The 13,780-nt window shown below is 69.0% G+C and carries 14 protein-coding genes; all 14 read left to right on the top strand.

The window, feature by feature from the left end:
• Positions 1–156 precede the first annotated feature (156 nt).
• The 14 genes from ACVOK1_RS04510 (at position 157) to ACVOK1_RS04445 (ending at position 13,749) form a co-directional block, all read left to right on the top strand.
• Positions 157–1,554: a cytochrome ubiquinol oxidase subunit I gene (locus ACVOK1_RS04510; protein ID WP_481561254.1), complete on the top strand. Its 1,398-nt coding sequence runs from the start codon at positions 157–159 to the stop codon at positions 1,552–1,554.
• 1 nt (position 1,555) lies between these two features.
• A complete protein-coding gene (cydB, locus tag ACVOK1_RS04505; protein ID WP_481561253.1) occupies positions 1,556–2,569 on the top strand; it encodes a cytochrome d ubiquinol oxidase subunit II in 1,014 nt (337 codons plus the stop codon).
• Positions 2,570–2,787: 218 nt separating this feature from the next.
• A complete protein-coding gene (locus ACVOK1_RS04500; protein ID WP_481561252.1) occupies positions 2,788–3,534 on the top strand; it encodes a beta-ketoacyl synthase chain length factor in 747 nt (248 codons plus the stop codon).
• Positions 3,527–4,324, top strand: a complete 798-nt coding sequence (locus ACVOK1_RS04495) for a lysophospholipid acyltransferase family protein (protein ID WP_200751150.1) — start codon at positions 3,527–3,529, stop codon at positions 4,322–4,324. The genes ACVOK1_RS04500 and ACVOK1_RS04495 overlap by 8 nt, the downstream gene beginning before the upstream one ends.
• Positions 4,311–4,568, top strand: a complete 258-nt coding sequence (locus ACVOK1_RS04490) for a phosphopantetheine-binding protein (RefSeq protein WP_005411610.1) — start codon at positions 4,311–4,313, stop codon at positions 4,566–4,568. Before ACVOK1_RS04495 ends, ACVOK1_RS04490 begins: the two co-directional genes overlap by 14 nt.
• A gap of 16 nt (positions 4,569–4,584) precedes the next feature.
• On the top strand, positions 4,585–4,842 hold the full coding sequence (locus ACVOK1_RS04485; protein ID WP_025878014.1) for an acyl carrier protein: 258 nt from the start codon (positions 4,585–4,587) through the stop codon (positions 4,840–4,842).
• Between the two features lie 22 nt (positions 4,843–4,864).
• Complete coding sequence (locus tag ACVOK1_RS04480; protein ID WP_406233959.1) at positions 4,865–5,416, top strand: COG4648 family protein; 552 nt, start codon at positions 4,865–4,867, stop codon at positions 5,414–5,416.
• Entirely contained in the window at positions 5,409–7,091 is a 1,683-nt protein-coding gene (locus ACVOK1_RS04475; RefSeq protein ID WP_481561251.1) for an ApeI family dehydratase, read from the top strand. The genes ACVOK1_RS04480 and ACVOK1_RS04475 overlap by 8 nt, the downstream gene beginning before the upstream one ends.
• On the top strand, positions 7,081–7,851 hold the full coding sequence (locus ACVOK1_RS04470; RefSeq protein WP_481561250.1) for a glycosyltransferase family 2 protein: 771 nt from the start codon (positions 7,081–7,083) through the stop codon (positions 7,849–7,851). Before ACVOK1_RS04475 ends, ACVOK1_RS04470 begins: the two co-directional genes overlap by 11 nt.
• A gap of 1 nt (position 7,852) precedes the next feature.
• On the top strand, positions 7,853–8,794 hold the full coding sequence (locus ACVOK1_RS04465) for an LpxL/LpxP family acyltransferase (protein WP_481561249.1): 942 nt from the start codon (positions 7,853–7,855) through the stop codon (positions 8,792–8,794).
• Complete coding sequence (locus ACVOK1_RS04460) at positions 8,784–10,334, top strand: HAL/PAL/TAL family ammonia-lyase (RefSeq protein ID WP_108770448.1); 1,551 nt, start codon at positions 8,784–8,786, stop codon at positions 10,332–10,334. The genes ACVOK1_RS04465 and ACVOK1_RS04460 overlap by 11 nt, the downstream gene beginning before the upstream one ends.
• Positions 10,321–10,752 carry an acyl-CoA thioesterase gene (locus ACVOK1_RS04455; protein WP_108770447.1) on the top strand — a complete coding sequence of 144 codons (432 nt, stop codon included), beginning with the start codon at positions 10,321–10,323 and terminating at the stop codon, positions 10,750–10,752. Before ACVOK1_RS04460 ends, ACVOK1_RS04455 begins: the two co-directional genes overlap by 14 nt.
• A 56-nt stretch (positions 10,753–10,808) precedes the next feature.
• Complete coding sequence (locus tag ACVOK1_RS04450; RefSeq protein ID WP_406236394.1) at positions 10,809–11,393, top strand: outer membrane lipoprotein carrier protein LolA; 585 nt, start codon at positions 10,809–10,811, stop codon at positions 11,391–11,393.
• A 1-nt stretch (position 11,394) separates the two neighbouring features.
• A complete protein-coding gene (locus ACVOK1_RS04445) occupies positions 11,395–13,749 on the top strand; it encodes an MMPL family transporter (protein ID WP_481561248.1) in 2,355 nt (784 codons plus the stop codon).
• Positions 13,750–13,780: the final 31 nt, after the last annotated feature.

The following is a 13,780-nucleotide window of genomic DNA, read 5'->3' as shown; positions in this document are numbered from 1 at the left end:
CGCTACCGCGGCCGATTCCAGGGTAGCGCCGGTCCATGCTCGCCGGCTTCCGCCCTGCGACATAGTGAAGCAGCGCGTCACCCGGTCGCATCCCGGCTTAACCAAATCCTCCTAAAGTGGTCCGGTATCCCACCCCTACCCGGCAGGAGGCGTCCCTTGGACGCGTTGTTGTTGTCGCGGATCCAGTTCGGATTCGTCATCAGTTTCCACGTGCTGTTCCCCGCCTTCACCATCGGCACGGCCAGCTGGCTGGCCTTCATCGAATGGCGCTGGTTGCGCACGAAACTGCCCGTGTGGCGCGACCTGTATTTCTTCTGGCAGAAGATCTTCGCCGTGTCCTTCGGCATGGGCGTGGTCAGCGGCATCGTCATGGCCTTCCAGTTCGGCACCAACTGGCCGCGGCTGAGCGAAGTGGCCGGTACGGTCATCGGCCCGCTGCTGACCTACGAAGTGCTGACCGCGTTCTTCCTCGAAGCCAGCTTCCTCGGCGTGATGATGTTCGGCTGGGGCCGGGTGTCGCCGCGCCTGCATTTCCTGTCCACCTGCATGGTGGCGCTGGGCACGCTGTTTTCCACCTTCTGGATCCTGTCGTCCAACAGCTGGCTGCACACGCCGGCCGGCTACGAAATGATCAACGGCATCGTCCATCCGGTGGACTGGTGGCAGGTGGTGTTCAACCCGTCGTTCCCGTACCGGCTGGCGCACATGGCGCTGGGTTCGTTCATCACCACCTGTTTCGTGATCGGTGGCGTGGGCGCGTGGTACCTGCGCAAAGGCACGCACGTTGAAGCGGGCCGGCGCATGTTGATCGCGGCGGTGGCGTTTGCCGCGCTGACCGTGCCGGTGCAGATCTTGGTCGGCGACATGCATGGCCTGAACACGCTGAAGCACCAGCCGATGAAGATCGCGGCGGTGGAAGCGCACTGGCATGAAAGCAAGGCCGGCGAGGGCGTGCCGCTGGTGGTATTCGCCCTGCCCAACGAGAAGGAACAGCGCAACGATTTCGAAGTGGCCATCCCGAAGCTGGGCAGCGTGATCCTGACCCATTCGCTGGACGGCACCTTCGATCCGCTCACCTCGGTGCCAGCCAGCGAACGGCCGCCGGTGACGCCGGTGTTCTTCGCCTTCCGCATCATGGTCGGGCTGGGCACGCTGATGCTGCTGCTGGCCTGGGTCTCGGCGGTGCAGCTGTGGCGGAAGAAGCTGCTGCAGTCACCCTGGCTGCTGCGCGGCTGGAACTGGATGCTGCCCAGCGGCTTCATCGCGCTGGTATCCGGCTGGTTCGTCACCGAGATGGGGCGCCAGCCGTGGGTGGTCTACGGCGTGCTGCGCACCGCCGATGCGGTGGGCCCGCAGAGTGCGTGGATGACCGCGCTGTCGCTGGCGGTGTACGTGGTCGGCTATGCCTTCGTGTTCGGCTGGGGCATCTGGTATCTGGTGAAGATCCTGCGCCACGGTCCGCAGCCGTATGAAGAGGGGCCCTCGCTGGACCATGGCAGCCACACCCCGGCGCGGCCGCTGTCGGCCGCCGACGAACCGCTGGAGGAGCGCTGACATGGACCTGATGACCTGGCTGCCGGTGGCGTGGTTCGCGGTGATCGGCTTTGGCGTGCTGATGTACGTGGTGCTGGACGGCTTCGTGCTCGGCATCGGCATCCTCGCCCCGTTCGCCGAGGACGAGGAACAGCTGGACCTGATGATGAACACCGCCGCGCCCATCTGGGACGGCAACGAGACGTGGCTGGTGCTGGGCGGTGCCGGCCTGCTGGCGGCGTTCCCCAAGGCGTATGCGGTGCTGTTGTCGGCGCTGTACCTACCGGTGCTGCTGCTGGTGGTGGCGCTGGTCTTCCGTGGCGTGGCCTTCGAATTCCGCTTCAAGGCGCACCGCTCGCGCCGGCTGTGGAGCGTGGCCTTCGGTCTGGGCTCGCTGCTGGCCACCTTCGCCCAGGGCGTCATCCTCGGCACGCTGGTGCAGGGCATCCCGCTGGTCGATGGCCGCTTCAGCGGCGGCGCGTTCACCTGGTTCAGCCCGTTCGCGATGCTGACCGGTGCGGCGCTGGTGGCCGGCTATGCGCTGCTGGGCAGCACCTGGCTGATCCTGAAGACCGAGGGCCACGTGCAGGCGCTGGCGCGGCAGATGACCCGGCCGCTGGTGGCGGCGGTGATCGCGGCGATGGGCCTGGTCAGCAGCTGGCTGCCGTTCCTCGATTCGCGGCTGATGGATCGCTGGTTCAGTGACGGCAACTTCTGGTGGCTGTCGCCGGTGCCGCTGTTGACCCTGGCGGTGGCCGCCGCGCTGTGGCGCAGCGCTACCCATCCGCGTCGCGACCTGCCGCCGTTCCTGCTCAGCCTGGCCCTGTTCGTGCTCGGCTTCGCCGGGCTGGTGCTGGGCATGTGGCCCTACCTGCTGCCGCCGTCGATGACGCTGTGGCAGGCCGCGGCACCGGCCTCGTCGCTGGGCTTCACCCTGGTGGGCCTGGTGGTGCTGCTGCCGGTCATCCTTGGCTACACCGCCTGGTCGTACCGGGTGTTCCGCGGCAAGGTGCGCGCCGACGCCGGCTACCACTGAAGCAGGTGAACGGGGAGCGGCCGGTGACCGCTCCCCGTTTCGGTTTGTGAAACATGTATTCCCTGCGCGGGACGTGCTAGCGTTCGCACCTTTCCGGCCGCCAGGGGGGCTGCCGGCGACGTCCTGGACGGACGCACGGCTGCAGGAATGGGGGGCCGCCGCGCGTCGCCAAGCTGTTGGCCCGTGCCTGTCTTCCGCCCATCCAAACATCACCGGTAATGATCGAATTTTCCGTTGTCGACTGGGCCGCCTGGGCGCCTGGACTGACAGAACGTAGCCAATGGATGGGCTGGGCCGACACGCCGTTCCTGCCGCAGGGCGAGGGCACGCCGTCGTTGGCCGAAGTGCCGGCCATGCAGCGCCGCCGCATCGAGCGCCTCGGCCGCATGGCCATCCAGGCCGCGTGCTGGTGTGAAGACGCGGAGGGTGCCGACAGCGACGTGCCGCTGGTGTTCGCCAGCCGCCACGGGGACGTGGCCCGCTCGATGGACCTGCTGGGCTCGCTGGCCGCCGCCGAACCGCTGTCGCCCACTGGTTTCGGCCTGTCGGTGCACAACGCCATCGCCGCTCTCTATTCGATCGCCCGCGGCCACCGCGGCAACTACCTGGCACTGGCCGCCGGCCAGTCCACCGTGGAAACCGCCTGCCTGGAAGCCGCCGGCCTGCTGGCCGATGGCGCCAAGGAAGTGCGGGTAGTGGTATATGAGTCGCCGTTGCCCGACGTTTACGCCGAATTCGCCGACGAACCCGACCCGTTCTTCGCCTGGTGCTGGCGCCTGGCGCCGTCTGGTACGGCCGGTACCGGCCTGCGCCTGGCCTGGGAACCCGCCGCCGATACGGGCAACACCGCACCGGGCCTGCTGCCGCATGCGCTGGATCTGCACCGCTTCCTGCTGTCATCGGCGGCACCCACGCTCGAACACGTGAACCAAGGCCAGCGTTGGCGCTGGAGCCGCCATGGCTGAAGCCCTGCGCCGTCTCGACCACGCCTGGCGGGTATTCGGCACCGGCCTGAGCTTCGCCGCGTTCGGCGTGGGCGGGCTGCTGCTGGGCGTGTTCGTGATGCCGGTGCTGCTGCTGATGCGCGACCCGATCGCGCGCCAGCGGCGGGCGCGGCGGCTGGTGCAGGCGGCGTTTGCCAGCCATGTGTGGCTGATGTGCCGGCTGGGCCTGATGACCCTGCAGGTCGAGGGCCGCGAGCGCCTGCAGCGCGATGGCCTGCTGGTGCTGGCCAATCACCCGACCCTGATCGACGTGGTCTGCCTGATCGCGCTGCTGCCCAACGCCGACTGCGTGGTCAAGCGCGCGGTGGCCTGCAACCCGTTCATGCGTGGCCCGGTCCGCGCCGCCGGCTACATCGCCAATGACGATGGCGCCGGCCTGGTCGATGACTGCGTGGCGGCCGTGCATGCCGGCGGCACCCTGGTCATTTTCCCGGAAGGAACGCGCACCGTGCCGGGGCAGCCGCTGCGGCTGCAGCGCGGTGCCGCCAACATCGCCGTGCGTGGGCGGCTGGACATCACACCGGTGCGTATCAGCTGCACGCCGGCGACGCTGACCAAGGGCCAGAAGTGGTATCGTGTGCCCTCACGTCGTTTTCACGTTCAGCTGCAGATCGGCGAAGATATCGCCATCGCGCCCTTTCTGGACGAAGATGACGCGTCAAGGGGGGATGCCTTGGCGGCCCGTCGCGTCACCGACCACCTCACTCGTTATTTCGACCTGTCTGGAGATCCGACCCGTGCAAGCACTTGAGCACGAGATCAAGGAATTGATCATTTCCTCGCTTTCGCTGGAGGACATCACGCCGGAGGACATCGATCCGACCGCGCCGCTGTTCGTGGAAGGCCTTGGCCTCGATTCGATCGACGCCCTGGAACTGGGCCTGGCCCTGCAGAAGAAGTACGGTGTCAGCCTCTCGGCCGACTCGGAAGAAACCCGTCGCCATTTCTCCAGCGTGCGCGCGCTCGGCGAGTTCGTCGCCGCCCGCCAGTCGTAAGGCGCCAGGAACTGCCATGACCAAGAATGAACTCTTCGAGCGCATCGTCCGCATCCTGACCGACAGCTTCGAGATCGAACCTGCCCGGATCAGCCCGGAGTCGCGCCTGTATGACGATCTGGACATCGACAGCATCGATGCCGTCGACCTGATCGTGCAGCTCAAGCCGCTGCTGGGCCGCAACCTGCAGCCGGAAGCCTTCAAGGCCGTGCGCACCGTGCAGGACATCGTCGATGTCGTGCATGGCCTGCTGCCTGGCCAGGCAGCCGCCTGACCGCAGCCAGGGAATCCCGACCATGGCACGTGCACGCATGGTCGTGGTGGCAGCGCTTTCGCTCGCCTATCCGGTGCTGGTCTACGCGGCCATGGGCCGCTTCGAGCCCCGCTGGCTGTCGCTGCTGCTGTTCGGCCTGGCCCTGCTGCGTGCACTGAGCACCCGGCAACCGCTGTGGTGGGCCGCCGCGGCCGGTGCCGGCCTGCTGGCCGGGCTGGCCACCGTGCTCAACCAGGCCCTGCCACTGAAGCTGTACCCGGCGCTGGTGAACGTGGTGATGCTGGCGGTGTTCGCCACCAGCCTGCGTTTCGGCCCGCCGCTGGTGGAGCGCCTGGCGCGCCTGCAGGAGCCGGACCTGCCGGACTTCGCGGTAGCCTATACCCGTCGCGTCACCCAGGTGTGGTGCGGCTTTTTTGTTCTCAACGGTGGCCTGGCCCTGTTCACCGCGCTGTACGCGTCGGACCGGGTCTGGATGCTCTACAACGGATTGTTGGCGTACGTGATGATGGGAGTGTTGTTCGCAGGCGAATGGCTGGTGCGGCGTCGGGTCAAGGCGGCCCATGCCCATGGCTGACTGGATCGCCCTGGACCGGTTGCTGGTCGACGCGCAGCCCGGCCGTGACATCGGCCTCTGCGAAGGCGTCGCCCTGGACCACAGCGCCTTCCGCCTGCGCGCGCTGGCCTGGCGTGATGCGTTCGCCTCCGCCGAAGGCCGCGACTGGGCGCTGTATTTCGACGATGCGATTGCCTTTGCCGCGGCCCTGTTCGGTGCCTGGCACGCCGGCAAACGCGTGTTCCTTGCCGCCGACAACCTGCCGGCCACGCTGCAGGCGCTGCAGCCGCAGGTCAGTGGCTTCGCCGGCGATGTCCCGGCCGACTACCGCCCGTTGACGCCGGCCGTGGCGGCCGAGGGTGTGCTGCAGGTGCTGGACGAGCGCGCCTGCGAACTGTGCGTGTTCACCTCCGGCAGCACCGGCCAGCCCAGCGCGATCAACAAGCGCATGGACCAGCTGACGCGCGAAGTCGATGCGCTGCAGGCCGCCTTCGGCGCCCAGCTCGACGGCGTGCAGGTGCACGGCACGGTGTCCCACCAGCACATCTACGGCCTGCTGTTCCGCGTGCTGTGGCCGCTGGCGGCCGGCCGCCAGATCCAGCCACGGCGCTTCTTCCATGAAGACCTGGTCGGCACCCTGGCCGCCGCAGACAGCGTGCTGGTGGCGACCCCCGCACACCTGAAGCGCCTGCCCGAACAGCTGGACTGGGCCAGCCTGCACGGCCGCCTGCGCGCGGTGTTCTCCTCCGGCGGCCCGCTGCCGGAAGAGGCCGCGCGGCAGGTGCGGCAGTGGCTGGGCGTGGCCCCCACCGAGGTGTACGGCAGCAGCGAGACCGGCGGCATCGCCTGGCGCCGCTGGGAGACCGACATGCCACCGTGGCAGCCGCTGCCGGGCGTCCAGTGGCGCATCGATGACGGCTGCCTCGCGGTGGCCTCGGCGCACCTGGACAGCAGTGACTGGTGGCGCACCCAGGACCGCGTGGAGGCACTGGCCGATGGCCGCTTCCGCCTGCTCGGCCGCGCCGACCGCATCGTCAAGATCGAAGAACGCCGGGTCTCGCTGGACGCGCTGGAACGCGCGCTGCGCGATGACCCGGACGTGGAGGACGTGCGCGTGCTGGTGCTGTCCGGCCAGCGCGAACAGCTGGCGGCGGTGGTGGTGCCGGCCGATCCGGCGCAGGTGACCGCCGGCGATGCCGCGCGCCGCGCCTTCGGCCTGCGCCTCGGTGCGCGCCTGGCGCAGGGCCACGATGCGGTCACCCGCCCGCGTCGCTGGCGGCTGGTCGAAGCGCTGCCCATCAACGCGCAGGGCAAGGTCACCCAGGCCGCGCTGGCGGCGTTGTTCCAACCGCTGATGCCGGTGCCGCAGTGGGACCATCGCGGCGCAACGGCCGCGACCCTGCGTGTCACCCTGGATGCCTCGCTGCGCGCGTTCCAGGGACACTTCCCGCAGGCGGCGATCCTGCCTGGCGTGGCCCAGCTGGACTGGGCGGTGCGCTTCGCCCGCCAGGCCTTCGCGCTGCCGCGCGGTTTCGTGCGGATGGAGGCGGTGAAGTTCCAGCACGTGGCCCGCCCCGGCGACGAACTGACCCTGCAGCTGGACTGGGACGCCGAGCGCGGCGTGCTGACGTTCCGCTACACCTCCCTGCATGGCACGCACGCCAGCGGCAAGGTGGTCCTGACCGATGCGCACTGACGCCGTGGTGGCCGGTGGCGCCTTCGCGCCGCTGGTGGTCATTCCCGTGTTCGACCACGAGCATGCCATCGGCGCCGTGGTGGACGGCGTGCAGGCCGCCGGCCTGCCATGCCTGCTGGTCGACGATGGCTCGCGTGCATCGTGCGCCGCGGTGCTGCAGGTGCTGGCGCAACGCGATGGCGTCGACCTGCTGCGGCTGGACGTGAACCAGGGCAAGGGTGGGGCGATGCTGGCCGGCTTCGCCGAAGCCGTGCGCCGCGGCCACAGCCACGTGCTGCAGATCGATGCCGACGGCCAGCACGATACGGGCGACCTGCCGCGTTTCATCGCCGCCGCACGGGCGCGGCCGGACGCGGTGATCTGCGGCATTCCTGCCTACGATGCCAGCGTGCCCAAGGCCCGCCTGTATGGCCGCTATGCCACCCATGTCTGGGTCTGGATCAACACGCTGTCGCTGCACCTGCGCGACACCATGTGCGGCTTCCGGGTCTACCCGCTGCCGCCGGTGCTGCGCGTGATCGGCCAGGAAACCATCGGCCGGCGCATGGATTTCGATACCGAAGTGATGGTCCGCCTGTACTGGCGGCAGGTGCCGGTGGAACACCTGGCCACCCGCGTGACCTATCCGGCCGACGGCGTTTCGCACTTTGACGTGTGGCGCGACAACGTGCGCATCAGCCGCATGCACACCCGCCTGTTCTTCGGCATGCTGCCGCGCGCGCCGCGCCTGCTGTGGCGCCGCCTGCAGGGGCAGGGTTGAGATGAGCCGCGCGCACGACGCACCGCACTGGGCCGACATCGGCGAATCCACCTCGGTGGCCGGCGTGCTGTTCCTGTGCTGGGTGCACCGCTGGTTCGGGCGTTGGCCGTTCCGCCTGTGCGTGTGGCCGGTGGTGGTCTGCCACTGGCTGGGCAACCGGGTCGGCCGCCGCGCCTCGCTGCAGTACCTGCAGCGGCTGCAGGCGCATACCGGCGCGCTCGGCCATGCGCCGGGCTGGCGTGACAGCCTGCGCCATTTCTTCAGCTTCGCCGACACGATGCTGGACAAGATCCTCGGCCTCGGCGGCCGTTACCCGCCCGAGCGCATCCACCTGCAGCGCGACCTGGTGCTGGGCAAGATCGCGCGCCGCGAAGGCGGCCTGATCCTGACCGCGCACATCGGCTGCCTGGAACTGTGCCAGGTGCTGGCCGAGCAGGTGCCCGGGTTCCGCATCACCGTGCTGGTGCACACCGCGCACGCGCAGCGCTTCAACCGCCTGTTGCAGCGGCTGGATCCGCTGGCCGCGGTGGAACTGGTGCAGGTGACCGAAATGGGCCCGGCCACGGCGGTGATGCTGGCCGAGAAAGTCGCCTCCGGCGGCTTCGTTGCCATCGTCGGAGACCGCGTGCCGGTGCAGGGCGGGCGCAGCGTGATGGCCGATTTCCTCGGCCACCGTGCGCCGTTCCCGATCGGTGCCTATGTGCTGGCGTCCGCGCTGGCGTGCCCGGTCTACACGATGTCCTGCCTGCACGTAGGCGATGGCTATCGCGTGGCCTTCGAACACTTTGCCGACCGCGTGGTACTGCCGCGTGGTTCGCGTGACGCCGCACTGGCTGAACAGGCGCAGCGCTTCGCACGCTGGCTGGAACTCCAGGTCATCCAGTCCCCGCTGGACTGGTTCAACTTCTTCCCCTTCTGGGACCAGGCTCCTCATGACGATTGACGCCGTACCCGTGTGCCGTTTCGGCGATGCACCGCTGACCATCGAAGACGTGGTTGCCCTGGCCCAGCGCCAGTGCGACGCCGCCCTGAGCGAGGCCCCGGCCTTCCGCGCGCATATCCAGCGCGGCGCCGATTTCCTCGACCGCCTGCTGCGCGAGGACGGCGTGATCTATGGCGTGACCACCGGCTACGGCGATTCGTGCACGGTGAACATTCCGCCGGCGCTGGTGGCCGAGCTGCCGCACCATCTCTACACCTACCATGGCTGCGGCCTGGGCCGTTACCTGGACCCGGCCGAGACCCGTGCCGTGCTGGCCGCGCGCCTGGCCTCGCTGGTGCGCGGCATGTCCGGTGTCAGCGTGCAGCTGCTGGAAGGCCTGGCCACCCTGCTGCAGCACGACGTGCTGCCGCTGATCCCGGCCGAAGGCTCGGTGGGCGCCAGTGGTGACCTGACCCCGCTGTCCTACGTGGCCGCCGTGCTGTGTGGCGAACGCGAGGTGCTGTTCGAAGGCCAGGTGCAGCCGGCCGGCCCGGTGCTGGCGAAGATCGGCATGGTTCCGCTGAAGCTGCGGCCGAAGGAAGGCCTGGCGATCATGAACGGCACCGCGGTGATGACCGGCCTGGCCTGCCTGGCCTGGCGGCGTGCCGATTACCTGGCCCGCATGGCCACCCGCCTGACCGCGTTCAACGTGCTGTCCAGCGACGGCAACGCGCATCACTTCGACGAGACCCTGTTCGCCGCCAAGCCGCACCCGGGCCAGGGCCGCATCGCCGCGCGCCTGCGCAGCGACCTGCACAGCGAGCGCCCGCCGCGCAACGAACAGCGCCTGCAGGACCGCTACTCGCTGCGCTGCGCGCCGCACGTGATCGGCGTGCTGGAAGACAGCCTGCCGTTCCTGCGCCAGCTGATCGAAACCGAACTGAACAGCGCCAACGACAACCCGCTGATCGATGCCGACGGCGAGCGCATCCTGCACGGCGGCCACTTCTACGGCGGCCACATCGCACTGGCGATGGACACGCTGAAGAACACCGTGGCCAACGTCGCCGACCTGCTCGACCGGCAGCTGGCGCTGGTGGTCGATGCCCGCTACAACCACGGCCTGCCGGCCAACCTGTCGGCGGCCACCGGCCCGCGCGCGGCCATCAACCATGGCCTGAAGGCGCTGCAGATCAGCGTCTCCGCATGGACCGCCGAGGCGCTGAAGCAGACCATGCCGGCCAGCGTGTTCTCGCGTTCGACCGAATGCCACAACCAGGACAAGGTCAGCATGGGCACCATCGCCGCGCGCGACTGCCTGCGCGTGATCGAACTGACCGAACAGGTGGTGGCCGCGATGCTGATCGCCGCACGCCAGGGCCTGGCCCTGCGCGAACGGGTTGGCCTGAACGCGCAGCTGCATGGCAGTCTGGCCGACATGTACGCCGACCTGGGGCAGCGCATCGCCCTGGTCGAAGAAGACCGCGCGCTGGATCGCGAACTGCGGGAACTGCTGGTGGAGATCCGCGCGCAACGCTGGGAGCTGTATGTCGGTGAATGAAGCAATCGAACTGGTCGGCGAGATTTCGCTGTCCCCGGCCTTCCATGACTGCGATCCGATGAACGTGGTCTGGCATGGCAACTACTTCAAGTACTTCGAGATCGCACGCTGCGCGCTGCTCAGCCGCTACGACTACGACTACCCGCAGATGCTCGAATCGGGCTATCTGTGGCCGGTGGTCGATGCACGGGTGAAGTACGTGCGGCCGCTGCTGTTCAACCAGGCGCTGCGCGTGGTCTCGCGCATCGTCGAATGGGAGAACCGGCTGAAGATCGAATACGAAATCATCGATGCGGAAAGCGGCCAGGTGCTGACCCGTGCGATGACCATCCAGGTCGCGGTAGACGCGGCCAGCAAGGAAATGCTGTACCAGTGCCCGCCGGTGCTGTGGCAGCGTCTTGGAGTGCCTGCCCCGTGAATGCTTTCGTCCCGTCCCTGCGCACGGTACTCCCGCGCGCGCTGCTGTGCGCGCTGATGCTTGCCGCTGCGCCGCTGGTGCAGGCGGCCGATGCCGCCGTCGATGCGATCACCCAGGCAGTGGCGCGGCCCGACGTGCTGCGTGGCCAGTTCACCCAGGAAAAGCAGGTCAGCGGCTTCAAGAACCCGCTGCGCTCGCAGGGCCAGTTCGTGGTCGCACGCCAGCACGGCGTGATCTGGACCACGCTGAAGCCGTTCCCGTCCGAAGTGGTGGTCACCGCTGACCGCATCCTCAGCCGCCAGCGTGATGGCAGCACCCGCGTCGAACTGGATGCGCGCCAGCAGCCGGCGATGCGCTCGGTCAACGCCATCATGTTCGCGCTGATGAGTGGCGACGTGCAGGCGCTGTCCAGCCAGTTCAACGTGCAGGCCAGCCGCGAAGGGCAGGGCTGGCGGCTGAAGCTGACCCCGAAGTCGGCGATGCTGGCCAAGGCCTTCGAATCGCTGACCCTGCAGGGCGACCGCTACGTGCGCCAGGTGGAGATCGTGGAGGCCAACAAGGACCGCACGCAGATCCAGTTCGTCGCGCTGAGCGAAGCGCCGGCAAGCCTGTCCGCCGACGAGGCGCGCCGTTTTGACTGATATGTCGACTGGCACCGCAGGGAAGGGGTCGGAGCGCCTGCGCCGGTGGTTGCATTGGCTGGGCATTGCCTGGCTGCTGGTGCTGCTGGTGATGGGCGCGCAGCAGTGGCGCCTGTGGAGCCAGGAATCGCGGATCGACACCGACATCCTCGCCCTGCTGCCGCAGGATGCGCACGACCGCCTGCTGAGTGATGTCACCCGGCGCATCGCCGATGGCAGCTCGCGCCAGGTGGTGGTGCTGCTGGGCAGTACCGATGGCGCCGCCGCCAAGCGCGCGCAGGCCGCCTTCGCCAAGGCCATGGCCAGCGATGCCGACAACGGTCTGCTGGTGCCCAGCGGTTCGATCGAAGGCTGGTTCGATGAAGCGCGCGCGTTCTACGCGCCGTATCGCGACCGCCTGCTGACCCCGGCCCAGCGCGAACAGCTGCAGCAGGCCGAACCGGGCGCGCTGGCCGAACAGGCGCTGGGCGCGCTGTATGGCCCGATGGGTGCACCGCGTCTGACCGATTGGCGGCAGGACCCGCTGTCGCTGTGGCCGCAATGGTGGCAGCAGCAGGCACAGGGCTCCGGCCTGCGCTTGGGCGATGATGGCCTGCTCGAAGCCGAGGGCAAGCACTGGGCCGCGCTGCAGTTCGATACGCCCGGCTCGGCTTTCCAGCTCGATGGCGAGCGCCATATCGACGGCCTGCTTGAACGCGCTGGCCAGGCTGCCAAGGCCGCCGCCGCGGACCTGGAGATCCTGCATGCCGGCGTGCCGCTGCATGCCGAAGCGGCCGCCGTGCAGGCCAACCAGGAAATCAACACGATCGGCTGGGGCTCGCTGGCGGCGGTGCTGCTGCTGGTCTGGCTCGCGTTCCGTTCGCTGCGGCCGATCCTGCTGGTGGCCGCCTCGCTGCTGATCGGCTGCGGCGTGGCGCTGGCAGTGACCGTGCTGGTGTTCGGCAAAGTGCACGTGCTGACCCTGGTGTTCGGCGCGTCGCTGGTCGGCGTGGCCGAGGATTACGGCATCCACTGGTTCGCGTCGCGCCAGGCCGCGCCGGCCGACCGTCGCTGGAAGCTGCTCAAGCACCTGCTGCCGGGCCTGTGGCTGGCCTTGGTGACCAGCGCGCTGGCTTATCTGGCACTGGGCCTGGCCCCGTTCCCGGGCCTGCGGCAGATGGCGCTGTTCTCGGTCGTCGGCCTCGCCGGCGCGTTCCTCACGGTGATCTTCTGGTTCCCCTGGCTGGACGGTGGCGAGATCCGCCAGACCCGTTTCTCGCAGTGGCTGGGCAACACCCTGGAACGCTTCCCGCGCCTGCATGGCACGCGCCCGGTCACCGTCTTCATCGTCGCCACGCTGGCGCTGTCGGCCATCGGCATCGTGCGCCTGCAGAGCAACGACGACCTGCGCAGCCTGCAGTCCTCGCCGCCGGCGCTGATGGCCGAACAGATCCGCCTCAGCCAGCTGCTGGGCATGCCCAGCCCGGCGCAGTTCTACCTTGTGCAGGGCGCCGATGCGGCGCAGCTGCTGGAACGCGAAGAAGCGCTGACCGGACGCCTGCGTGCGCTGGCCAGTGACAAGCGCATCGGTGGCTACCGCGCGATCAGCGACTGGTTGCCGTCGCCGGCGCGCCAGCAGGCCGATGCCGCGCTGACCGCGAAGGTGGAGCCGGGCGTGCTGTCGGCGGTCTCTGAAGCCGTGGGCGAGCCGTTGCCGCGGCCGGACTTCGCGGCGTCGCCGCTGACCGCCGAAGCCTTCCTTGCCTCGCCAGCCTCCAAGCCGTTCCGCCACCTGTGGGTGGGTGCAGTGGGTGGACAGATGGTCAGCGTGGTGATGGTCGATGACCTCTCGCGTGCCGATGCGCTGGCCACCCTGCAGGGCGCGGCCGAGGGCCTGCGCGGCGTGCGCTGGGTCGACCGCACGGCCGACTTCTCCAAGCTGCTGGGCCACTACCGCAAGCTGATGGGCGGGCTGCTGCTGGTCGGCATCGCGCTGGTGTTCGGCGCGCTGTGGCTGCGTTACCGCCGCCAGGCCTGGCGCGTGTTCGCTCCGACCCTGATCGCCGGTGCGCTCACCCTCGGCCTGCTCGGCCTGTTCGGCCAGCCGCTGCAGCTGTTCAACGTGCTGGCGCTGATGCTGCTGCTGGGCATGGGCATCGACTACGGCATCTTCCTGATCGAGCACCGCGGCGATGCCAGTGCCTGGCTGGCGGTGTGCGTGGGCGCGGCCAGCACCTGGCTGTCGTTCGGCCTGCTGGGCCTGTCGCAGACGCCGGCGCTGCGCGCGTTCGGCCTCACCCTGCTGTTTGGCATCGGCCTGGTCTGGCTGATCTCGCCGCTGTTCCGCCCGCCGCCGCACGACCTGCCGCCGGCCTGACCGCGCTGTACCGCACGCCCTTCCTTTCCAC

Source organism: Stenotrophomonas sp. STEN087, from assembly GCF_056759115.1.
Note: the sequence above shows the minus strand (reverse complement) of the source record. Positions and strands in the feature narration are given on the sequence as shown.

Bases quoted from the DNA above. Each gene is read 5' to 3' on its own strand.
- cydB (WP_481561253.1), top strand. From the start codon at position 1,556: ATGGACCTGATGACCTGGCTGCCGGTGGCGTGGTTCGCGGTGATCGGC.
- ACVOK1_RS04500 (WP_481561252.1), top strand. From the start codon at position 2,788: ATGATCGAATTTTCCGTTGTCGACTGGGCCGCCTGGGCGCCTGGACTG.
- ACVOK1_RS04495 (WP_200751150.1), top strand. From the start codon at position 3,527: ATGGCTGAAGCCCTGCGCCGTCTCGACCACGCCTGGCGGGTATTCGGC.
- ACVOK1_RS04485 (WP_025878014.1), top strand. From the start codon at position 4,585: ATGACCAAGAATGAACTCTTCGAGCGCATCGTCCGCATCCTGACCGAC.
- ACVOK1_RS04480 (WP_406233959.1), top strand. From the start codon at position 4,865: ATGGCACGTGCACGCATGGTCGTGGTGGCAGCGCTTTCGCTCGCCTAT.
- ACVOK1_RS04475 (WP_481561251.1), top strand. From the start codon at position 5,409: ATGGCTGACTGGATCGCCCTGGACCGGTTGCTGGTCGACGCGCAGCCC.
- ACVOK1_RS04470 (WP_481561250.1), top strand. From the start codon at position 7,081: ATGCGCACTGACGCCGTGGTGGCCGGTGGCGCCTTCGCGCCGCTGGTG.
- ACVOK1_RS04465 (WP_481561249.1), top strand. From the start codon at position 7,853: ATGAGCCGCGCGCACGACGCACCGCACTGGGCCGACATCGGCGAATCC.
- ACVOK1_RS04460 (WP_108770448.1), top strand. From the start codon at position 8,784: ATGACGATTGACGCCGTACCCGTGTGCCGTTTCGGCGATGCACCGCTG.
- ACVOK1_RS04455 (WP_108770447.1), top strand. From the start codon at position 10,321: ATGTCGGTGAATGAAGCAATCGAACTGGTCGGCGAGATTTCGCTGTCC.
- ACVOK1_RS04450 (WP_406236394.1), top strand. From the start codon at position 10,809: ATGCTTGCCGCTGCGCCGCTGGTGCAGGCGGCCGATGCCGCCGTCGAT.
- ACVOK1_RS04445 (WP_481561248.1), top strand. From the start codon at position 11,395: ATGTCGACTGGCACCGCAGGGAAGGGGTCGGAGCGCCTGCGCCGGTGG.